Source organism: Sphingomonas sp. KC8 (genome assembly GCF_002151445.1).
Taxonomy (GTDB): Bacteria; Pseudomonadota; Alphaproteobacteria; order Sphingomonadales; family Sphingomonadaceae; genus Sphingomonas_E.
Map to the genome: position 1 here is coordinate 2,722,223 of NZ_CP016306.1, position 21,589 is coordinate 2,743,811.

22 protein-coding genes are annotated in these 21,589 nt (G+C 65.5%); 16 read left to right on the forward strand and 6 right to left on the reverse strand.

The features are described from left to right. The first annotated feature begins 73 nt into the window (after positions 1-73). The 4 genes from KC8_RS12825 to KC8_RS12840 all read left to right on the forward strand — a co-directional run bounded on the left by KC8_RS12825 (position 74) and on the right by KC8_RS12840 (position 3,884). Positions 74-814 (forward strand): alpha/beta fold hydrolase, encoded by a 741-nt coding sequence (locus tag KC8_RS12825; RefSeq protein WP_010123030.1) that lies wholly within the window; start codon positions 74-76, stop codon positions 812-814. Then, a complete protein-coding gene (locus KC8_RS12830; protein ID WP_010123029.1) occupies positions 811-1,557 on the forward strand; it encodes a tetratricopeptide repeat protein in 747 nt (248 codons plus the stop codon). Before KC8_RS12825 ends, KC8_RS12830 begins: the two co-directional genes overlap by 4 nt. Before the next feature lie 116 nt (positions 1,558-1,673). Beyond that, on the forward strand, positions 1,674-3,443 hold the full coding sequence (recQ, locus tag KC8_RS12835) for a DNA helicase RecQ (protein ID WP_010123028.1): 1,770 nt from the start codon (positions 1,674-1,676) through the stop codon (positions 3,441-3,443). A gap of 27 nt (positions 3,444-3,470) precedes the next feature. Continuing rightward, on the forward strand, positions 3,471-3,884 hold the full coding sequence (locus KC8_RS12840; RefSeq protein ID WP_010123026.1) for a TIGR01244 family sulfur transferase: 414 nt from the start codon (positions 3,471-3,473) through the stop codon (positions 3,882-3,884). A gap of 92 nt (positions 3,885-3,976) precedes the next feature. On the opposite strand, the gene KC8_RS12845 is transcribed toward KC8_RS12840, so the two are convergent. The 3 genes from KC8_RS12845 to KC8_RS12855 all read right to left on the reverse strand — a co-directional run bounded on the left by KC8_RS12845 (position 3,977) and on the right by KC8_RS12855 (position 6,407). After that, the gene (locus tag KC8_RS12845) at positions 3,977-5,320 is read right to left on the reverse strand and encodes an ammonium transporter (protein ID WP_010123025.1); all 1,344 of its coding nucleotides are present in this window, start codon (positions 5,318-5,320) and stop codon (positions 3,977-3,979) included. A gap of 16 nt (positions 5,321-5,336) precedes the next feature. Then, a complete protein-coding gene (locus tag KC8_RS12850; RefSeq protein ID WP_010123024.1) occupies positions 5,337-5,675 on the reverse strand; it encodes a P-II family nitrogen regulator in 339 nt (112 codons plus the stop codon). A 177-nt stretch (positions 5,676-5,852) separates the two neighbouring features. After that, positions 5,853-6,407, reverse strand: a complete 555-nt coding sequence (locus KC8_RS12855) for a TlpA family protein disulfide reductase (RefSeq protein WP_232455532.1) — start codon at positions 6,405-6,407, stop codon at positions 5,853-5,855. Between the two features lie 16 nt (positions 6,408-6,423). On the opposite strand from KC8_RS12855, the gene argH reads away from it, so the two are divergent. From argH to KC8_RS12885, 6 genes are read left to right on the forward strand one after another with little or no spacing between them, the layout of a single operon-like run. Further along, a complete protein-coding gene (gene argH / locus KC8_RS12860; protein ID WP_010123020.1) occupies positions 6,424-7,800 on the forward strand; it encodes an argininosuccinate lyase in 1,377 nt (458 codons plus the stop codon). Beyond that, positions 7,797-8,045, forward strand: coding sequence for a hypothetical protein (locus KC8_RS12865; RefSeq protein WP_010123018.1), 249 nt, complete (start codon positions 7,797-7,799; stop codon positions 8,043-8,045). Before argH ends, KC8_RS12865 begins: the two co-directional genes overlap by 4 nt. 11 nt (positions 8,046-8,056) lie before the next feature. Continuing rightward, positions 8,057-9,331 (forward strand): diaminopimelate decarboxylase, encoded by a 1,275-nt coding sequence (gene lysA, locus KC8_RS12870; protein ID WP_010123016.1) that lies wholly within the window; start codon positions 8,057-8,059, stop codon positions 9,329-9,331. A gap of 8 nt (positions 9,332-9,339) precedes the next feature. Then, positions 9,340-10,206, forward strand: a complete 867-nt coding sequence (gene galU, locus KC8_RS12875) for a UTP--glucose-1-phosphate uridylyltransferase GalU (protein WP_010123014.1) — start codon at positions 9,340-9,342, stop codon at positions 10,204-10,206. A 59-nt stretch (positions 10,207-10,265) separates the two neighbouring features. Next, positions 10,266-10,985: a precorrin-2 dehydrogenase/sirohydrochlorin ferrochelatase family protein gene (locus KC8_RS12880; RefSeq protein WP_010123012.1), complete on the forward strand. Its 720-nt coding sequence runs from the start codon at positions 10,266-10,268 to the stop codon at positions 10,983-10,985. A 10-nt stretch (positions 10,986-10,995) separates the two neighbouring features. Beyond that, positions 10,996-11,958, forward strand: coding sequence for a zinc transporter ZntB (locus KC8_RS12885; RefSeq protein WP_010123009.1), 963 nt, complete (start codon positions 10,996-10,998; stop codon positions 11,956-11,958). Between the two features lie 12 nt (positions 11,959-11,970). Here the strand turns inward: KC8_RS12885 and mnmA are convergent, their stop codons facing one another. After that, on the reverse strand, positions 11,971-13,092 hold the full coding sequence (gene mnmA / locus KC8_RS12890) for a tRNA 2-thiouridine(34) synthase MnmA (RefSeq protein ID WP_010123007.1): 1,122 nt from the start codon (positions 13,090-13,092) through the stop codon (positions 11,971-11,973). A gap of 120 nt (positions 13,093-13,212) precedes the next feature. Between mnmA and KC8_RS12895 the strand changes: the two genes are divergently transcribed. From KC8_RS12895 to KC8_RS12905, 3 genes are all read left to right on the forward strand, one after another. Beyond that, positions 13,213-13,506 carry a hypothetical protein gene (locus KC8_RS12895; RefSeq protein WP_138956566.1) on the forward strand — a complete coding sequence of 98 codons (294 nt, stop codon included), beginning with the start codon at positions 13,213-13,215 and terminating at the stop codon, positions 13,504-13,506. A gap of 116 nt (positions 13,507-13,622) precedes the next feature. Beyond that, the gene (gene sciP / locus KC8_RS12900) at positions 13,623-13,922 is read left to right on the forward strand and encodes a CtrA inhibitor SciP (protein WP_010123002.1); all 300 of its coding nucleotides are present in this window, start codon (positions 13,623-13,625) and stop codon (positions 13,920-13,922) included. Positions 13,923-14,111: 189 nt separating this feature from the next. Then, complete coding sequence (locus KC8_RS12905; RefSeq protein WP_010123001.1) at positions 14,112-14,369, forward strand: GlsB/YeaQ/YmgE family stress response membrane protein; 258 nt, start codon at positions 14,112-14,114, stop codon at positions 14,367-14,369. Positions 14,370-14,444: 75 nt separating this feature from the next. On the opposite strand, the gene KC8_RS12910 is transcribed toward KC8_RS12905, so the two are convergent. Continuing rightward, the gene (locus KC8_RS12910; RefSeq protein WP_010123000.1) at positions 14,445-15,152 is read right to left on the reverse strand and encodes an SIMPL domain-containing protein; all 708 of its coding nucleotides are present in this window, start codon (positions 15,150-15,152) and stop codon (positions 14,445-14,447) included. A gap of 149 nt (positions 15,153-15,301) precedes the next feature. Further along, a complete protein-coding gene (locus KC8_RS12915; protein WP_010122999.1) occupies positions 15,302-15,562 on the reverse strand; it encodes a GlsB/YeaQ/YmgE family stress response membrane protein in 261 nt (86 codons plus the stop codon). Between the two features lie 251 nt (positions 15,563-15,813). On the opposite strand from KC8_RS12915, the gene KC8_RS12920 reads away from it, so the two are divergent. Genes KC8_RS12920 through KC8_RS12930 form a run of 3 tightly spaced genes read left to right on the forward strand, consistent with a single transcriptional unit; the run spans position 15,814 to position 21,415 of the window. Then, complete coding sequence (locus KC8_RS12920; RefSeq protein ID WP_037494913.1) at positions 15,814-16,992, forward strand: efflux RND transporter periplasmic adaptor subunit; 1,179 nt, start codon at positions 15,814-15,816, stop codon at positions 16,990-16,992. A 26-nt stretch (positions 16,993-17,018) separates the two neighbouring features. Then, positions 17,019-20,087: an efflux RND transporter permease subunit gene (locus tag KC8_RS12925; RefSeq protein ID WP_010122997.1), complete on the forward strand. Its 3,069-nt coding sequence runs from the start codon at positions 17,019-17,021 to the stop codon at positions 20,085-20,087. 53 nt (positions 20,088-20,140) lie between these two features. Next, a complete protein-coding gene (locus KC8_RS12930; RefSeq protein WP_010122995.1) occupies positions 20,141-21,415 on the forward strand; it encodes a DUF445 domain-containing protein in 1,275 nt (424 codons plus the stop codon). The last annotated feature ends 174 nt before the right edge of the window (positions 21,416-21,589 follow it).

Sequence of the window (21,589 nt, forward strand, 5' to 3'; positions counted from 1 at the left end):
ACAAGAGAATATAAGACGGTGCGCGCTTATGCCCGCGATGGCGGCGAAAGGGCAAGCGCGCTAGGTGTGGGCGATGACCGAACCCGATTTTCTGCCGCGCGCCGATGGGCTGCGCCTCGCTTTTCGCCATCGCAAGGGCACGGGGCCGACGATCGTCTTCCTGCCGGGCTACATGTCCGACATGGACGGCGGCAAGGCGACCGCGCTGGATGCGTGGGCCGAACAGGCGGGCCGCGCGATGCTGCGGCTGGATTATGCCGGCTGCGGGGCAAGCGACGGGCGCTTTGCTGATGGCACGCTGACCAGCTGGCGCGATGACGTGCTGCACCTGATCGACCGGCTGATCGACGGGCCGATGCTGCTGGTCGGATCGTCGATGGGCGGCTGGCTGATGCTGCTGGTGGCACTGGCGCGGCCGGTGAAGGTGGTGGGCCTCGTCGGCATCGCGGCCGCGCCTGATTTCACCGAATGGGGCTTTAGCGAGATGGAAGTGGCGCGGTTGCGCCGCGATGGCCGGATCGAGGAGCCGTCGGAATATTCCGATGAACCCTATCTCACCACTTTGGCTTTCTGGAAAAGCGGGCAGGCCAACCGGCTTCTGGGTGGCCCGATCGCGATCGATGCGCCGGTCCGCCTGCTGCAGGGGCAGAAGGATGTGGACGTGCCGTGGGAAACGGCACCCCGGCTGGCGATCGCGCTGCGTTCAGCCGACGTGCAGACGATTCTCGTCAAGGATGGCGATCATCGCCTGTCGCGCGACGCCGATATCGCGCTGCTGATCGCCACCGTCGCCGATCTTGTGGAGCGCCTGTGATCCTGCCTTTGTTCTTGCTGCTGCAAACTTCGTCTGCGCCGTTCCCCGATGCCGCGCAGCAGCGCTTCGAGGCGTGCGCGGCGCTGGCCAAAAGCGATCCGGCCAAGGCCGTGGGCGAGGCCGATGCGTGGCGCACCGGCGGCGGCGGGCTGCCCGCGCGGATGTGCCTGGGGCTGGCTTATTCCGAACAGGAACGGTGGGGGCCGGCGGCGGTGGCGTTCGAACAGGCGGCGCGCGAGGCCGAGATCCAGCGCGACGGCCGGGCGGCGACCTTGTGGGTGCAGGCGGGCAACGCCGCGCTGGCCGGCGACGATCCGGCGATGGCGCGCAACCATTTCGATCGGGCGCTGGCATTGCCGGTGATGTCGGATGCGATGCGCGGCGAAGTCTATCTGGATCACGCGCGCGCGCAGGTGGCGGTGGGTGATCTGGCGGCGGCGCGCAGCGACATGGATCATGCGGTGGCGCTGGTTCCGGGCGATCCGCTGGCCTGGCTGCTGTCGGCCACCTTGGCGCGGCGGCAAAACGACGTCGCCCGCGCGACCAAGGATATCGCCGAAGCGGTCCGGCTTGCCCCCGGCGAAGCGCCGATTGCCTATGAGGAGGGTAATATCGCCGCACTGGCCGGGATGATGGACAAGGCCCGCGCCGCGTGGGCGCGGGCGGTGGCCCTGGCGCCCAACAGCGATGCGGGGCAGGCAGCGGCGTTGATGCTGAAAGGGGGCGATGGCGGGAAACCCTGATTGGGGGTTCCGCCCGATATACTCCTTCGGACGAACCTTGATGACAGCCTGATTCACGCTCGCGACGAAAGCGCAAAGCGCTTCCACCGCAAACGATCAGGCTTTAAGGCCGCGCGATGCCCGCCCCGCTCGACGTTCTTCACGCCACCTTCGGATATGGCGCCTTCCGTGGGCGGCAGGCCGAGGTGATCGAACGCGTGATGGCCGGAAGCCACACGCTGGCGGTGATGCCGACAGGCGCCGGTAAATCGCTGACCTACCAGATTCCCGCGCTGTGCCGGCCGGGCACGGGCCTCGTCATTTCCCCCCTGATCGCCTTGATGCACGATCAGGTGCGTGCGGCCGAAGCGGTGGGTATCCGCGCCGCCGCCCTTACGTCGGCCGACGATAATCGCGACGAGACGATCGCCCGCTTCCGCGATGGCGCGCTCGACCTGCTCTATGTCGCGCCCGAACGGGCATCGACCGAAGGGTTTCAGCGGTTGATCGATCGCGCGCCGCCGCTGGCGCTGATCGCGATCGACGAGGCGCATTGCGTGTCCGAATGGGGGCATGATTTCCGCCCCGATTATCGCCTGCTGCGGCCCTTGCTCGATGCGCAGCGCGATACGCCGCGGCTGGCGCTGACGGCGACCGCCGACAAGCATACCCGCGCCGATATCCTGACCCAGCTGGGCATTCCCGACGACGGCCTGATCCTGGCGGGATTCGACCGGCCCAATATCCGCTACGCCATTTCCCCGCGCGACGGGCTGCCCGGCCAGTTGGCGGCGCTGGTGAACGAGATCGAGGGACCGGGGATCATCTATGCCACCAGCCGCGAGGCGACCGAGCGGCTGGCGGCCTCGCTTGCCAAGGCGGGGCGGCCGACGCGGGCCTATCATGCGGGCCTTGATCCATCGGTGCGCGCGGCCAACCAGCGCGCGTTCGTGTCGTCCGAAGATATGGTGATGGTGGCGACGATCGCGTTCGGCATGGGGATCGACAAGCCCGACGTCCGCTTCGTTGCCCATGCCGGCCTGCCCAAATCGATCGAGGCTTATTATCAGGAAACCGGCCGCGCCGGCCGCGATGGCGATCCGGCGGTGGCGCATCTGTTCTGGGGCGCGGAGGATTTCGCCCGTGCCCGCCGGCGAATCGAAACCGATGTCGAGGAAGCGCGCCGGCCGGGCGAGCGCCAGCGCCAGAATGCGCTGGCCGGGCTGGTGGAAAGCGCCGGATGCCGCCGCGCGGTGCTGCTGCGCCATTTTGGCGAAACGCCGCCACTGGCGTGTGGCAATTGCGACAATTGCCTCAACCCGCCGGCATCGGTGGACGCGACCGAGATTGCGCGCAAGCTGCTGTCGGCGGCGTTCCGCACCGATATGCGCTATGGCATCGGCCATCTGACCGAGGTGCTGGCCGGGCGCGACAGCGAAAAGGTGCGCAACCTGGGCCATGATCGCCTGTCGGTGTTCGGGATCGCCGATGCCGATGAGTTGCGGCTGGTGAAACCGGTGGCGCGCGCGCTGATGGCGCGCGATGCGCTGCGCGCCGATGAATATGGCGGGTTAAGCTTTGGTCCGGCCGCGCGCCCGATCCTGAAGGGCGAGGAACCGGTGGCGGTGATCCTGCCGCCCAGGCGCGAACGCAAGCAGCGGCGCGGCAGCAGCGCTGAGGAATGGCCGCACGATCCGCTGTTCGATGCGCTGCGCGCGCGTCGCCGCGAAATCGCCAAGGAACTGGGCGTGCCGCCTTATGTGATCTTTCATGACGCCACTTTGCGGGAAATGGCGGGGCTGAAACCGACGACGCGCCACGGGCTGGGACAGGTGAGCGGGGTGGGCGCGCGCAAGCTGGACGACTATGGCGATGCGTTTCTGGACGTGATCCGGGCGCACGCCTAAGAGCGAGCCGCAATCGGGAGAGCACCCATGTTTCGCAAGATCGACGACAGCATTTCGGTGGCCGGACAGGTCAGCCCTGACGATATCGCGGCGGCAGCCGCGCAGGGCTTCGCCATGATCATCAACAACCGGCCGGATGATGAACAGCCGGGCCAGCCCTCCAGCGCGGACCTTGAGGCGGCGGCGGCGGCGGCCGGCCTCGCATATCGCGCGATCCCGATCACCCATGCCGGTTTTTCCGAACCGCAGGTCACAGCGATGCGCGCGGCGCTGGCCGACGCCACGGGGCCGGTGCTGGCGTTCTGCCGTTCGGGCACGCGATCGACCTTCGTGTGGGCGCTGGCCCGCGCGGCGGATGGCGCCGACGCCGATACGCTGGCGGCCAAGGCGGCCGGTGCCGGTTATGATATCAGCCCGATCCGGGCGTTTCTCGCGCAATAAAAAAAGGGCCGGCGGGGTAAGCCGCCGGCCCAGTGGTTCGCAGGAGGAACCTCTGTGGGGGTGCGCCGCTTGGGCCGCGCACCCCGATCCGTTCAGTAATTATAGGCGCGTTCGCCATGTTCCCCGAGGTCGAGGCCTTCGCGCTCGGTTTCTTCGGTGACGCGCAGGCCGGTCAGCAGCTTGGCCGCATAGATGGCGATGGCGGTGCCGATGCCGGCCCAGACGATCGTCATGCCGACGGTTTCGAGCTGGACGAGGAGCTGCGGGCCGATCGCGAAATCGGGCTTGCCCGGGCCGCCCAGCGACGGGGCATAGACGATGGCGGTGCCGATCGCGCCGATCATGCCGCCGATGCCGTGGATGCCGAACGTATCGAGCGCATCGTCATAACCAAGCTTGGGCTTGAGCACCGAGACCGCGAAGTAGCAGACGAACGAAGCGATGGCGCCCAGCACGATCGCGCCGAACGGGCCGCTATTGCCAGCCGCCGGGGTAACGGCGACGAGACCGGCGATGACACCCGAGCAGAAGCCAAGGGCCGAGGCCTTGTGGCCCTTCAGGCGTTCCGCGAGCATCCAGGCGAGGCCGCCTGCTGCGGTTGCGACGAAGGTGTTGATCATGGCGAGTGCGGCCGAGCCATTGGCTTCGAGCGCGGAACCGGCGTTGAAGCCGAACCAGCCCACCCACAGCAGGCCGGTGCCGATGCCGGTCATCGTCAGGCTGTGCGGCATCATCGCTTCACGCGGATAGCCGATGCGCTTGCCCAGGATGATGCAGGCGACGAGTGCGGATACGCCCGAGTTGATGTGGACCACGGTGCCGCCGGCGAAATCCAGCGCGCCCTTGGTGAAGAACAGCCCGTTGCCCGCCCACACCATGTGCGCGATCGGGAAATAGACGATCGTCAGCCAGACGAGGCCGAACACCAGGACCGCCGAAAATTTGATGCGTTCGACCACCGATCCCAGCACCAGCGCCAGCGTGATGGCCGCGAACGTCATCTGAAAGCAGATGAAGACATATTCGGGGATGACAACGCCGCTGGTGAAGGTGGCAACCGTGCTGTCGGGCGTGACACCGGCGAGGAAGGCCTTGCCGAACCCGGCGAGGAAGGCGTTGCCGCCGTCACCGAACGCCATGGTGTAACCCCAGCCGACCCAGACGAGCATGGCGAGCGCTGCGGCGGCGCCGACCTGCGTCATCACCGACAGCATGTTCTTGGTGCGGGCCAGGCCGCCATAGAATAGCGCCAGCCCGGGAAGGATCATCAGAAGGACGAGGATGGTGGATGTCATCATCCAGGCCGTGTCGCCCTTTTCGGGCGTCGGCACGGCGGCGGCCGCTTCGGCGGCTTCCTGTGCCCAGGCGGGCAGTGCGGCGAGCAGGAGCGTCCCGACGACCCCCGCACCTGCCGCTATCTTGGTTGAAAGCTTCATGTTTCCCCCTTTTCGATCAGAGTGCGCTGTCGTCGGTTTCGCCGGTGCGGATGCGCACGGCCTGACCGACGTCGAGGACGAAGATCTTGCCGTCGCCGATCGCGCCGGTATTCGCGGCCTGCTGGATCGCTTCGACGACACGGTCCGCCAGGTCGTCCCCTGCGACCACCTCGACCTTGATCTTCGGCACCATGTTCGTGCTGTATTCGGCGCCCCGATAGATCTCGGTCTGCCCCTTTTGCCGCCCGAAGCCTTTGACTTCGGTAACGGTCATGCCCTGCACGCCCAGCCCGGAGAGCGCTTCACGCACCTCGTCGAGCTTGAACGGCTTGATGATGGCTATGACGAGTTTCATTCCGCCTCCCTCGCATTCTGCGGAGGAAAGCAACGCAAGCACCGTGCCAACTGGCGGCAAAGGCGGGGTGGGGCGTTGTACTTGCTGCGCTGCACATAAAATGGCGCGGGAAGGCGCTTAGCGATTAGGCAGGTATGGACGACTGCCTAATATTTGAGCAGATGGGGAGGGGGAGGCTCAGCTTTTGCCGGGCGGGTTCATCGCGCCTTCGATCAAGGTTTTGGCGCGTTCGCCGGCCCAGTCCATCGATCCGCGTACGCGCCATTGTTCCTTGCCGGCAGCATCATAGAAGATCGTTGTCGGCAGGGTGTCGCTACCCAGCGCTTCCATCAGCACATTCTGCTTGTCGAGATAGGGTTCAAGCGCCTTGAACTTCGCCTTGGCGAAATAGGGATCGACTTCACGCCGGCCGCCCATGTCCATGCTGATGACGATCAGCTGGATGCGATCCTTTTCGCGCACGGCCAGTTCATCCAAGGTCGGCATCTCCTTGATGCACGGCGCGCACCATGTGGCCCACAGATTGACGATCAGCGGCTTGCCACGGAAGGATGCAAGCGTTGCCGGGCCACCATTGGGGCCTTCGAACGGGATGGCGGGCGCGTCCTTGCCGGCGTGCGAAATATCGACCTGGCCGATCGGTTCCTTTACGTCGGCTTGCGGCGACTGGCTCTTCTCCGTATCGCAGGCGCCAAGTGTAAAAGCGAGGATCAGGACCATTAGCAACCGCACGGACAGCTCCAATTCGATGTGGGGTGGGCGCTTCGCCGAAGGCCCCGCGGCAATCATGCGCGAGATCAACGCCTCGATACCCTTCGATAAGCGACTTTGGCAGCAGGACATAGCCGGATCGAAGGCGCACGTCTCCATGCTTGCCGCCAACGGTATCGTCACCGCCGAGGACGGTGCTGCGATCGCGCGCGGGCTGGATCGCGTCGCCGCCGAATATGCGGCCGATGGCGTGCCCGTCGATCTCGCGCTCGAAGATATCCACATGGCGACCGAAAACCGGCTCGCCGAACTGATCGGCCCGGTCGCCGGCCGGCTGCACACCGCGCGCAGCCGCAACGATCAGGTGGCGACCGATTTCAAATTGTGGGTGCGCGACGCGATCGATTCGGTCGATGCCGGGCTGAAGGCGCTGCAGATCGCGCTCGTTACCCGCGCGGGCGAACATGCCGCGACGGTGATGCCGGGCTTCACCCACCTTCAGGTCGCCCAGCCGGTCACGCTCGGCCATCATCTGATGGCTTATTATGAGATGATCGCGCGCGACCGTTCGCGCTTTGCTGATGCACGGGTGCGGCTGAACGAATGCCCGCTGGGTGCGGCAGCACTGGCGGGCACCGGCTTCCCGATCGATCGTGAGGCGACGGCGTCGGCACTGGGCTTTGCCCGGCCGACCGGCAATTCGCTCGATTCGGTGTCCGACCGCGATTTCGCGCTCGATTATCTGATGGCCGCGACGCAGGTGTCGCTGCATCTGTCGCGGCTGGCGGAGGAGTTCATCATCTGGGCGAGCCAGCCTTATGGCTTCGTCAGCCTGCCCGATGCCTATTCGACGGGATCGTCGATCATGCCACAGAAGCGCAACCCGGATGCCGCCGAACTGGTGCGTGGCCATTCGGGGCGGATCGCTGGCTGCATGACGTCACTCGTCATGACGATGAAGGGCCTGCCGCTGGCCTATTCGAAGGACATGCAGGACGATAAGCCGCCGGTGTTCGATGCGCATGACCTGCTGGCGCTGTCGATCGCGGCGATGACCGGCATGGTCGAAACGGTCAGCTTCGTGCCGGCCAAGATGCGCGCGGCGGCCGAAGCCGGTTTCTCCACCGCAACCGATCTGGCCGACTGGCTGGTGCGCGTGGCCGATATTCCGTTCCGCGAGGCGCACCACATCACCGGGGCGGCGGTGCGGCTGGCCGAGCGGCTGGGCGTGGCGCTGGACAAGGTGCCGCTCGAAAAGCTCAACGAGATCGACCCGCGGATCGATGCGCGGGTGTTTCACGCCTTGTCGGTCGATGCGTCGGTGGCCAGCCGGGCAAGCCATGGCGGCACCGCGCCCGATCAGGTGCGTGCCCGTGTCGCCGAGGCGCGGAGCCGGCTGGAGATGGACGGATGACGATGCGGACGGCTTTCGTGCTCGTGGCGGCAGCGCTCACCCTCGCCGGGTGCGGCAGCCGCGAGGCGCTGCGTCCGGCGGCGGGCGAAAGCCTGCCGCCCAAACCGGCGATGGCCGCAACCCAGCCGACCCCGGCCGACCTGCTGACACCCCGCCCGCAGGAACGGCCCGAACGGAGCGAGGAACTGCTCCGCCAATCCGAAGAACGGCGCGACGATCGTTTCGACCTGCCTCCGCAGCACTGATTGAAAGCAATATGGACCATTTCCAGATCCGCGACGGCGTGATGCACGCCGAGGACGTTCCGCTGACCCTGATCGCGGAAGCCGCCGGTACGCCCGTCTACGTCTATTCGACGGCGACGATCCTGCGCCATGTGCGCGTCCTGCGCGAGGCGCTGGAGGGGGTGGAGTCCGGCCCCGATGGCCCGCTGATCGCCTATGCGGTGAAGGCCAACCCCAATGCGGCCGTGCTGGCGACGCTGGCGCGCGCGGGGCTGGGCGCTGACGTGGTTTCGGGCGGTGAATTGCTGCGCGCGATCCACGCCGGGGTCGATCCGGCCAAGATCGTCTTTTCGGGCGTCGGCAAGACGGCGGATGAAATGGCGCTCGCGCTGCGCCACGGCATCGGCCAGTTCAACATCGAATCCGAACCCGAAGCCGAAATGCTGTCGGAAGTGGCCGTGGCGCTGGGCGTGATCGCGCCGATCGCGTTCCGCATCAACCCCGATGTCGATGCCGGCACCCATGCCAAGATTTCGACCGGCAAGTCCGACAACAAGTTTGGCGTCGCCTATCACCGGGCCAGCGCTGCTTATGCCCGCGCGCGCGATCTGCCCGGCCTGAAGGTGCAGGGCGTGGCCGTCCATATCGGCAGCCAGTTGACCGATCTGGCGCCGCTGGAGGCCGCGTTCAACAAGATCGGCGCGCTGATCGCCACCTTGCGCGGCGAAGGCCATGTGATCACCACCGCCGATCTGGGCGGCGGGCTTGGCGTGCCTTATGATCCGGCCCAGCCGGTTCCGCCCAGCCCGGCCGAATATGGCGTGATGGTCGGCCGCGCGACGAAGGGTTGGGACGTTCGCCTGATGTTCGAACCCGGCCGGCTGATCGTCGCCAATGCCGGTGCGCTGATCAGCCGGGTGATCCGTGTGAAGGACGGCGCGGACAAGCCTTTCGTCATCGTCGATGCGGCGATGAACGATCTGATGCGGCCGGCATTGTACGACGCGTGGCACGATATTCGCACGATCGTCCCGCGTTCCCAACGATTTGCCGCGAATGTTGTCGGCCCGGTCTGTGAGAGCGGCGATACCTTCGCCATGAACCGGACGATGGACGCCGTCGAGGCGGGGGATCTGGTCGGTTTCATGACCGCCGGGGCCTATGGCGCGACGATGGCCAGCACGTACAACAGCCGTCCCTTGACGGCCGAAGTTATGGTGGATGGTAAGGATTGGGCCGTAGTGCGCGAACGGTTGCCGGTGGAGGCGCTGATCGCAGCGGACAGCCTGCCGCCATGGCTGAAATAGGAGTCTGCATGAAACCTGTTCGCAAGGCCGTTTTTCCCGTTGCGGGGCTTGGCACGCGTTTTCTGCCCGCCACCAAGGCGGTGCCCAAGGAAATGCTGCCCGTCGTCGACAAGCCGCTGATCCAATATGCAGTGGATGAGGCGCGTGCGGCGGGCGTCGAACAGATTATTTTCGTCACCGGCCGCGGCAAGAACGCGATCGAGGACTATTTCGACATCGCGTACGAATTGGAAGCGACGCTGACCGAGCGATCGAAGCATGATGTGCTTGCGACGCTCGATGGCAGCCGTCTGGCGCCGGGCAATGCCGCTTATATCCGCCAGCAGGAGCCACTCGGCCTGGGCCATGCGGTATGGTGTGCGCGCGATCTGATCGGCGACGAACCGTTCGCCGTGCTGCTGGCCGATGAATTGTTGTGGAACCCCAAGGCGCCCTGCCTGAAGCAGATGCGCGACGTTTATGAAGCCAAGGGCGGCAACGTCATCGCGGTGCTGGAAGTGCCGCAGGAACACACCAACCGTTATGGCATCGTCAAGCCCGGCGCGGCGGAAGGCGTCGTGACCGAGGTCGCCGGGCTGGTTGAAAAGCCCAAGGCAAGCGAGGCGCCGTCGCGGCTGGCCGCCGTGGGCCGCTATATCCTTCAACCGGAAGTGTTCGACATCCTGTCCAAGGGCGATCGCGGCGCGGGCAATGAAATCCAGTTGACCGATGCGATGGCCCAATTGATCGGGCAGCAGCCGTTCCACGCGTTGACCTTCACCGGCGACCGCCACGATTGCGGCGATAAGGCCGGCTACATTCAGGCTAATATCGCGCTGGCGCTGGAACGGGCCGATATCGGCCCGGCGGTGCGCGCTTTCATCAAAACGCTTTAGGCCCAGGGGAGGCGGCCACGCACAGCCTGCCGATCTTCATCCGCCTTGCCGGCCGGTCCGTGATCCTGACAGGGACGGGGCCGGCCGCCGACGCCAAGCGCCGCGTGCTGGAACGGGCCGGCGCGCGGGTGGTGGCAGAGGAAGGCGAGGCGGCGCTGGCGATCGTCGCCGATGGCGACGAGGCAACGGTGATGCGGCTGCGCGCGCGCGGCATTCTGATCAACGCAGTCGACCGGTCCGAACTGTGCGATTTCACGCTGCCGGCGATCGTCGATCGCGATCCGGTGCTGATCGCGGTGGGCACGGGCGGGGCATCGGCCGGCCTTGCCAAAGCGTTGCGGCAACGGCTGGAAGTGCTGGTGCCGGAATCGCTGGGCGAGCTTGCGAAGGACCTGGCCGTGGCGCGGGGCGCGATCCGCGCGCGCTGGCCAGAAGCCGCGGATCGGCGCCGGGCGATCGACGCTGCGCTGGATCCCGGCGGTCCGCTCGATCCGTTCGCGGGGTATGATGCCGGTGCGGCGGCGCGCTGGGTTGCCGCACCCGCCACAGCACCGGCCCCGTCCGGGCTGGTGGTGCTGTTGCTGCGCTCGCCCGATCCGGATGATCTGACACTGAAGGAAGCACGGCTGCTGGGCCAGTGCGACCGGATCTTTCACCGCCCCGACGTGCCGGCGGCGATCCTGGCGCGCGCGCGCGCCGACGCCGAACGGATTGCGTGTGAACGGCCGGTTGGTGGCTTGCCCGGCCTGTCGATCGATATCGGCTGGGCGGATCGATGACGGGGTGGCGATGAAAAGCTGGTGCTGGGTCGCCGATGGCCATGGCGCCGCCCAACCCCGTGCGATCGATCGCGCCGGGGCTAAGGCGGTCGACCATGGCTTTGTCTGGTGCCATCTCGACGGACGGCTGACGGAGGAGCGGGCATGGCTCGATGCCGAAAGCGGCCTCGAACCCGCGATCATCAATGCGCTGACCGCCGTTGAAACCCGCCCGCGCGCAGAAGCAGTGGGGGATGGCGCCCTGATCAACATGCGCGGGCTGGGGCTAACGCCGGACGACGACCCCGATCCATTGGTGTCGGTTCGCATATGGGCCGAAAAAGGACGCGTCATTTCAGTGGGTTTCCGCCATCTCGCGGCGACGGACGTCGTGCACGCGATGATGCAGTCCGGGCGGGTGCGCGATCCTGGCGATCTGATCGCGGCGCTGGCCATGGCGATCACCGAAACGCTCGACATTGAAATCGCGGCGCTCGGCGATACCGTGGACACGTGCGAGGCGGATCTCGATCCCGATCGTATCTTCGCGATGCGGCGGACGATCGCGCAGGCCCGGTCCGCCGCGATCCAGTATCGCCGGTTCGTGGCCCCGCAACGGCAGGCGCTGGAACGGCTGGCCGCGCTGGAGATGGACTGGCTGGAAGAGGATGACCGGCTGCACCTGCGCGATGCCGCCGATCGCTTCGCGCGCATGGCCGAGGAACTGGAAGCGGTGCGCGAACGCGCGGCGCTGCTCCACGAACAACTGACCGACCTGCGCGCCGAGCAGATCGAAACCCGCACCCTGACGATCTCGATCGTCGCCCTCGTTTTCCTGCCCCTGACGTTCCTTACGGGCCTGCTTGGCATGAATGTGAAGGGCATTCCTTACGCCGAAGCGCCGTGGGCGTTCTGGGGCGTGGTGGGCGTATCGGCGGCGCTGGCGGTCGTGATCACGGCCTATTTCCTGCGCGCGCACTGGTTCCGGGGGTAGCCCCGCGCGCAATCAGGCGGCGATCGCCTCGGCCGGTACGGTTGCTTCGATCCAGCCGCCGCCGAGAACGCGATCGCCGGCATAAAGCACCGCGGCCTGGCCGGGGGCCACGCCATATTCGGGGGCGTCGAACGTCACCGTCTGTCCATCGAAGCGCGCCGGCGCGGGCTTGGCCATCGAACGGACCTTGACCATCATCGGTGCGTCAAATCCGTCCGCCAGCCAGTTGACCTCGGCGATCCGCGCGGCGGTGACCGCCAGCGCACGGCGCGGCCCGGCGATGACGCGGCGCTGTTCGGCGTCGAGCCGGATCACGTAAAGCGGTTCGGCCTGTCCGCCGATCTCCAGCCCGCGGCGCTGGCCGACGGTATAATGGATCAGCCCGCGATGCTGGCCGATGACCCGGCCTTCGAGATCGACGATATCGCCGGTTTCCTCGGCCTCGGGCCGCAGCTTGCGGACGACGCCGGCATAATCGCCGTCGGGGACGAAGCAGATATCCTGGCTGTCGGGCTTGGCCGCGACGCCAAGGCCCAGTTCGGCCGCGATTTCGCGAACGCGCGGCTTCGGCATGTCGCCCAGCGGGAAACGCAGATAATCGAGCTGCGCCTGCGTCGTGGCGAACAGGAAATAGCTCTGGTCGCGGGCAATATCCGCTGGCCGGTGGAGTTCGGCGCCGTGCGGTCCCACCACCCGGCGCACATAATGGCCGGTGGCGAGACAATCGGCGCCAAGATCGCGGGCGATGCCGAACAGATCGGTGAACTTCACCCCCTGATTGCAGCGCACGCATGGAATCGGCGTGCGGCCGGCCATATAATCGTCGGCGAAGCGATCGATCACCCCGGCGCGGAACTGGCTTTCATAATCAAACACATAATGCGCTATGCCGAGCCGATCGGCGACCGCGCGGGCATCGCGAATATCCTGCCCCGCACAGCAACTGCCGGTGCGGCCGACCGCCGCCCCATGATCGTACAGTTGCAGCGTGACGCCGATCACCTCGGCCCCGCTTTGCGCGGCAAGCGCCGCGACGACGGAACTGTCGACCCCACCCGACATGGCAACCACGATCCGCGCGCCCTTTAGCGAGGCGCCCGAATCGAATCCGGCAAGCTGGAAATCCGCATTCATGCGCGCAGCCCATAAGCCAAAGCGCCGGCGAACGAAACCGCCGCGCCTTTACCCGACCTTTAGATATGGGCGCTAGGACGGGTCCGGGGGATAGTTCGGAAGCGGGAAAGGGTAAGCCCGATGGATCTGGGATTCTCCCTACATGAAGCTAGGCGACGTGCCGTTCCGGCCGGTCGCACGCATGGGCGAATCGCCCATGCACGGCTGATTGCGGGTTTGGCGGCGGCGCAGGCGGCGACGCCGACCGCGCGCGCCGCTGCGCGTCTGCCGGCCCCGCGACAGGCCTATTCGGATCCGGTGGAAATGCTGGTCACGCTTTTGGCGGCGGATCGCGGCTGGACCGTCGCGCCCGATGCCCTGGGTGGCAGTTTTCATCCCCGCGCGGCCCGGATGCTGGGGCCTGTGCCGATATAAATAAGGGTAAAACAAGCCTTTACCTTCAAGGGTTAGGCTTCTTTCAACGGAATGACGCTACCAGGATCGTCATCGAAACATAAGCGGGCCGGTACAGGCCGAGTTCGAGGCTGATAATGATCGAAAATCAGAAATTCCGTCCAGCCCAGGTAATCGGTCCGCTCGGCGAACCTTTGACCCTCGATACATTGCCGCCGCCGTCCACCACGCGTTGGGTTGTGCGGCGCAAGGCGGAAGTTGTGGCTGCGGTGAATGGCGGCCTGCTCAGCGTCGATGAAGTGTGCGAACGATATGGCCTGACCGTGGAAGAATTTGCCGGATGGCAGCGCGCGGTCGATCGATCGGGCATGCCGGGCCTGCGCGTCACCCGCATCCAGCATTATAAGTCGCTTTACGAACGCCAGCAGAAATACTGAGTCCATCCGATCGCCGGTGTGGTCCTTTCAGGGCGGCACCGAGTGGCGAAGCCCGTCGGCCCCCACGCCGGCGGGCTTTTTCTATGCGGAATTTATGGGAACAAAGATCGTTAGCCGCGCGTATCAACAGCGGAAGGCCGCTTGTCCGGACTGTTCCGGGCTGGACGGCATGCGGGAACGGAGAGCAAGATGAACTTCATTCTGTGGCTGATCATCGGCGGCATCATCGGTTGGCTTGCCAGCATCGTCATGCGCACCGATGCGCAACAAGGCATCGTCCTGAACATTGTCGTCGGCATCGTTGGCGCGTTCCTGGGCGGCCTCGTGTTCACGGGCGGATCAATCAACAGTGCGCCGCTGACGGTATATTCGTTCCTGGTGTCGCTGGTTGGCGCGATCATCCTGCTGGCGATCGTCAATCTGGTGCGTCGCGGCAGCGTTCGCTGAACCCGAAGCCAGTCGCCACTGGCCGATAAAAAGGGGCCGCGCCATATCTATTGGCGCGGCCCCATTTTTTTTGCCTTATTCCAGTTCGAAGCTGACCGTCACCGAAACGCTCAACTTCTGTTCGCCAGCTTCGACCGCGGTATCGGCGGCCTTTTCGGCGCGCATCGCCATCACGGGCATGGGCATGGGCGGCTGGTAGTTCCCGCCCTGTTCGCTGATCGCCAATATCCGCTTCACCTTCAGCCCGGCTGCCGCGGCATAAAGCGTGGCGCGGCTGCGTGCCGTGCGGATGGCCGCCGTGCGGGCTTCGTCGAGCGCGGCTTCGGGCTGATCGACCGAAAAACTGGGCCCGTTGATCTGATTCGCACCTTGGGCAACCAGCGCGTCAAGGATCGCCCCTGATCGTTTGACGTCCCGGAAACGGACGCTGACCTGGTTCGACGCCTGGTAACCGGTGATCACCGGCGGCATGTTTTCGCCGTAACGATATTGCGGATTGAGGTTGAGCACGCTCGTCTGAATATCGCGATCGGCGACGCCGGCCTTCTTGAGTGCGGCGACGACACCGGCCATCCGCTTTGCATTGTCGGCCATTGCCGCCCCGGCGGTTGCCGCCTGCGATACCACGCCGGCGCTGATCGTCGCGACGTCGGGCACGCGCGTCACCGCGCCGTCGGCGACGATATCGAGCCGGGTGCCCTGGATCACGGGAACCGGGGTTGCGGGCAGCGTCTGCGCCTGTGCGCCCGCCGCAGTGCCCGCCAGCGCCGCCGCTGCCATCATCACCCTGAAACTCCTTGTCATATCGACTCCGTTACTGCCTGATCCGGGATTGTCCCGGCATTGCGCCCTGTTCCACCGCAGCGCCTGCACCGCGGCTGAATGAGCCTGACAGGCGACAGACAGAAAGGCCCGTTCAGTCGCCGGACATGTCAGCCGGCTCGCACGCGCATGATGATGCGATACAGGATCAGCAACACCACCGCGCCTGCCGTTGCCGCGCCATATTGGCGAATCCAGCCATCGACGCCGATATCGAGGATCATCGCGATATAGCCGGCAAGCAGCGCCCCGGCGATGCCCAGCAGGATCGTCACGATGAAACCTCCCGGGTCGCGCCCCGGCATGATGATCTTGCCCAATACGCCGGCGACGAGGCCGATCAGCAGCCAGCCCAGGACCCCATGAGTCATTATGGTTATTCTCCGCGTAACCTTTTGTCTTTTGCTTCCCGTTGGGTCTGTAGACCCTTGCCTGCTATGGTGCGCCTGCAGCGCGCGGCCTGACAAGCCGAAAATCGGTCCGATACGTACCTTTCGACACTGAAAAGACACAATATCGGGCCATTAGGCCGCGCCGGCTTGAGCTGAGTGATATATTGATATAATACAGCTCGCGGCGGATGGCCGAAGGCCGCGTGCCGCGGGGTGGAGAGATGAAGGCGATGAACGTCGAGCAGGGTTTCTGGCGCAAGCGGGTCGATATGATCGAACCGGGCGATGGCGCGCATGATGCGGGGCCGGGCCGCCGCAAGCTGATGATCGCTGCCATTGTCGCGCTGCTCGCAATCGCGGCGCTCGCTTTCTATCTGCTGTCGGGTGGCGAAAAGCCGGCGCCGTCGGAACCTGCTTTGCCGCGGGTCACGGTTATCGTGCCCGGGCGCCAGCCAGTGATCAATCTTGTCACCGCGACGGGCAATCTGGCCGCGCGGCGCGAAATGCCCGTGGGCGTGGCGGGCGAAGGCGGCATCGTCACCCGCGTGTTCGTTGAACCGGGGGACTGGGTTGCCAAGGGCCAGGTGCTGGCCACGGTCGATCGTCAGGTCCAGGTACAGCAGGCGGCGCAGATGAATGCGCAGATCGCGGCGGCGCAGGCTGATGCGAAGATGGCGCAGAGCGAACTGGATCGCGCGCAGAAGCTGGTTGCGCGTGGCTTCGTCAGCCAGGCCGATATCGAACGCAAGACCGCGACCAGGGATGCGGCGCTGGCCAAAGTGCGCGTCAGCCAGGCGCAATATGGCGAAATGAATGCCCGTCTCGGCCGCCTCGACATTCGCGCGCCGGAAGCTGGCCTGGTTCTCGCACGCGCGGTCGAGCCAGGGCAGATCGTCAGTTCGGGCGGTGACGCGCTGTTCCGTCTGGCCAAGGGCGGTGAAATGGAAATGCTGGCAAAGCTTGCGGAAAGCGATCTTGCCGCCATGGCGGTGGGGCAGCCGGCGACGGTGACGCCGGTCGGATCGCACACCGCCTTCAAGGGGCAGATCTGGCAGATCGCGCCGATCATCGATCCGCAGACGCGGCAGGGCATCGCCCGCATTGCACTCAGCTATGACAAGGCGTTGCGGCCGGGCGGTTTTGCCGCGGTGGAAATCAGCAGCGGACGGGTCGATGCCCCGCTGCTGCCCGAATCCGCCGTGCAGAGCGATGAAAAGGGCAATTTCGTCTACGTTATCGGCGCAAACAACATGGTTGAACGGCGCGACGTGAAGACGGGCGCGGTTTCCGACGCGGGCATCGCAATCCTGTCCGGCATATCGGGAAATGAGAATGTCGTGCTGTCGGCTGGCGCGTTCCTGAATCCCGGCGACAAGGTGACCCCGGAACGGGCGAAGGCGCGGCCGTAAGGCCGGGTCGGGAAAGGCAGACGATCATGGATTTCCGTAATATTTCAGCCTGGGCGATCCGCAATCCGGTGGCCCCGCTCGTGCTGTTCATCGCGCTGACGCTGGCCGGCATGATCGCCTTCACCCGGCTCGACGTGAACCAGAATCCAGACATCAGTTTTCCGGCAGCGCAGGTAGTCATTACCCAGCCGGGCGCCGCCCCGACCGAATTGGAAACGCAGGTCACGCAGCGCGTGGAAGCGGCGCTGCGCGGTATCAGTGGCGTCGATGAAATGTCGTCTTATGTGAGCGAGGGCACGTCACGCACCTTCGTCCAGTTCGACATCGGTACCCCGGTCGATCGCGCGGTGAACGACGTGCGCGACGCGCTGGCGCGGATACGCAGCGACCTGCCTGATGGCATATTGGAACCGCAGGTCGAACGCGTCGACGTCGATGGCATGCCGATCGCCTATATTTCGGTCGAAGCGGTGGACATGACGCTCGAGGAATTGAGCTGGTTCGTCGACGACACCGTTGCCAAGCAGCTGCTCACCATTCCCGGCATGTCGGCGGTGCGGCGCGGAGGCGGCGTCAGCCGCGAGATTCGCGTGATCCTCGATCCGGTGAAGCTGCAGGCGCAGGGCATCACGGCCGCGCAGGTGAACGGCCAGTTGCGCCAGACCAACGTCAATGCGGCGGGCGGCCGCGCCGAAATCGCGGGGGCCGAGCAATCGGTTCGTGTGCTTGGCAACGCGCGCAACGCCTATGATCTCGGCCAGACGCAGATTTCGGTGGGCGACGGCCGGTCGGTCAAGCTGGCCGATATCGCCGATGTGCGCGATCTTTATGCCGAACAGCGTTCGCTGGCACTGATGAACAACCGCCAGGTTCTGAGCTTTTCGATCGAAAAATCAAAAGGTTCGTCCGACGTCACCGTCTATGATGCCGCCCGGGCGATGATCGACAAGATCCAGAAGGAAAATCCCAAGGTCAAATTCACCGAACTGTTCACCAGCGTCGATTATACCAAGGCGCAATATCGGTCGGCGATCGACGCGATGATCGAAGGCGCGGTGCTCGCGGTGATCGTGGTGTTCCTGTTCCTGCGCGATTGGCGCGCGACGATCATTTCGGCGCTGGCCATCCCGCTTTCGGCCATTCCGGCCTTCTGGTTCATGGATCTGATGGGCTTCACCCTGAACATGGTGAGCCTGCTGGCGCTCAGCCTGGTCGCGGGCGTGCTGGTCGATGACGCGATCGTGGAGATCGAAAATATCGTCCGCCACATGCGGATGGGTAAATCGGCCTATCAGGCCGCGATCGATGCTGCGGATGAAATCGGGCTGGCCGTGCTGGCGACGACGATGGCGATCGTTGCGGTGTTCCTGCCGGTTGGCATCATGGGCGGGGTTTCGGGGCAGTTTTTCAAGCAGTTCGGGTTGACTGTCGTCGTCGCGGTGCTGCTCAGCCTGGCGGTGGCCCGCCTGATCACGCCGATGGCCGCGGCCTATTTCCTCAAGGCGCACGGACAGGCTTCGCATGGCGAAGGCCGGTTGATGGACGCCTATATGGCGGTGCTGCGCTGGTCGCTCGATCATCGCTGGAAAACCGTCGGCCTGGGGGCGCTGGCTTTCGCCCTGACGATCGTGACATTCGCGACCCTGCCGTTCACGGCCCAGCCGGCGATGAACACCGATTATAGCCAGGTCGAAATCCAGATGGTGCCGGGATCGACCCTGAAGCAGACCGAGGCGGTCGCCGCCAAGGTGACGCACATCGTCAATGAAGCACCCGACGTCGCGTCGGCTTTTGCCGAGGTCAATGTCGCCAAGTCGACGGTTTACATCACGCTGAAGAAGGATCGGGAACGCACCAGCGTCGAATTTGAACGGGCGCTGGCACCCAAATTGCGGGACATTCCCGACGCCCGCGTCACCTTCCGTTCGCAAACCGGCGGGCTTGGTCGCGACGTCACCGTCATGCTTGCAAGCAGCGATCCGGTCAAGTTGACGGCAACCGCCAACCAGCTGGTCAGCGAAATGGCGCATCTGCCCCAGCTGCGCGCGCCGCGGGTGGATGGTGATCTCCAGCGCCCTGAAATCACCATCAAGCCGCGCCTCGATCTGGCGGCCAGCATGGGCGTGACGACGGCCGCGCTCAGCCAGACGATCCGCATCGCCACGCAGGGCGACATCGATCAGAATGTCGCCAAATTCTCGTTGTCCGATCGCCAGATTCCGATCCGCGTGGCGTTGAAGGAAGATTCACGGCGCGATCTCGCGACGATCCAGAATTTGCCCGTGCCAACCGCGTCCGGCGGATCGGTGCCGCTGAAGGTGGTTGCCGATATCGGCTTCGGGGCCGGCCCATCGGAACTGCGGCGGTTCAACCAGAATCGCCGTATCGTCCTCAGCGCCGATCTCGCGCCCGGCGTCGTCACCGCGCAGAAGGAGATTGATGCGCTGCCGACGATGAAGAACCTGCCGCGGGGTGTGGAACTTGTCACGTTCGGCGATACCAAGCTGATGGCCGAAATGGTGCGCAACTTCATCACCGCCGTGCTGGCCGGGGTGCTATTGGTGTTTGCGGTGCTGGTGCTGCTCTACAAGCGGATCATGCCGCCGTTCGTGAACATGGGGTCGCTGCTGCTGGCCCCGCTTGGCGGGGGCATCGCACTCCATTTGACCGGCAATCCGGTGTCGATGCCGGTGCTGATCGGCATCCTGATGCTGCTGGGCATCGTCGCCAAGAACTCGATCCTGCTCGTCGATTTCGCGCTGGAGGAGATGGACAAGGGCATCGACAAGACCGTCGCCATCATCGACGCGGGGCACAAGCGCGCCCAGCCGATCGTGATGACCACGGTGGCGATGGTTGCGGGCATGATGCCGGTCGCCCTCAGCTTTTCGGGCGATGGCAGCTGGCGTGCGCCGATGGGCATCGTCGTGATCGGCGGGCTGATCCTGTCGACCCTGCTGACGCTGGTGATCGTGCCGGCGACGTTCAGCCTGGCCGTCGGCTTCGAAAGGCGGATGGGGCCGCGGCTTTCGCGCTGGTTCACCAATAACGAACCGGATCGCGGCCGGACGGCGGCGCCGCAGCCGGCGGAATGAGTGCTGCGTGGCGAACGGCTTGAACCTTTGGCCGCGATGGTCATTGTGAAGGGATGGGGCTTTTCGCACGCACCGGGCTAGACCGTTTCAATCCCGCGCAGGGCGGCGCGCGCGGCATGCGGATCGCCGCCACTGGCCTGCTGGTGGCCATGGCCGCGGTCTATCTGCTCGCCCGCACGCAAGAGGCGGGGGGCGTGCCGGCATGGGGCTATGTCCGCGCCTTTGCCGAAGCGGCGATGGTCGGCGGTCTGGCGGACTGGTTTGCGGTGACCGCATTGTTTCGGCATCCGCTCGGCCTGCCGATCCCGCACACCGCGATCATCCCGCGTAACAAGGATCGGATCGGCGATACGCTCGCGACCTTCCTGCGCGATAATTTCCTGATCCCGACGGTCGTTGCGCGGCGCTTGAAACGCGCGGATGTCGCCGCCGCGGCCGGCCGGTTCCTGGCCCAGCCGCGGGCGGGGGAGGGGCGGTTGCGCGAAGGCGCGTCGCGGCTGGCGGCGTCGGTGCTCGAAGCGCTGGACGATGAACGGCTGGGCGGGATGGTGAAGGGGGCGGTGGTCGGCCGGCTGAAGGCGCTGGATATCGCCCCGCTCCTCGGCCAGTCGCTGCGCGCCGCAATCGCCGAGGATCGCCATGTGCCATTGCTTGACAGCATCATCGTCTGGGCCGGGCGCACGCTGGCCGCCAACGAGGCGATGATCCGCGACATGGTGCATAATCGCGCCGGCGCGATCATGCGCTGGACTGGCCTGGACGAACGACTGGCCAACGCCATCGTCGATGGGCTGCACAAATTGCTGGCCGACATGGCCGAGGATCCCGGCCATCCGCTGCGCGCCAAGGCTGAAGAAGGCCTGGCGACGCTCGCGCTCGATCTGCAATATGATCCGGAGATGCAGGAAAAAGTGGCGCGGCTGAAGGCCGAGATCATCGCCAGCCCGGCGGTGGCGGCGTGGATCGAAGGGCTGTGGCAGCAGGCGCGCGGGGGGCTACTAAAGGCGGCGCGCGATCCGCAGGCGGCGATGGCGGGGCGGCTGGGCGAAGCGATGCGCCAGCTGGGCGAAACATTGCAGCAGGACGATCGCCTGCGCCGTACGATCAACCAGTTCGCGCGCCGCGCCTCGGTCGGCGCGGTGGCGGCATATGGCGATTCGATCGTGCGGCTGGTCTCCGATACGATCCGCGGCTGGGACGCGCAGACCGTGACCGATCGGCTGGAAGGCGCCGTCGGCCGCGACCTGCAATATATCCGGATCAACGGCACCGTCGTCGGCGGCCTGGTGGGCGTTGCGATCCACGCCGCCAACGGCTGGCTCGCATGATGTTCGAACGTGATGGGAAAGGCTTTGTGGTGCCGCATCCACGCGTCTTGTGCAGCGACGCTGTGACAAGCGGTGCCGGCCCAGGTCTCATGATCGCGTCGCCAGCCGAATAGCCGTGATAAAAGCTGTCTCTCGCAATATCATCAGTCCGCCAAAGTAATTCTAGTGACTTTT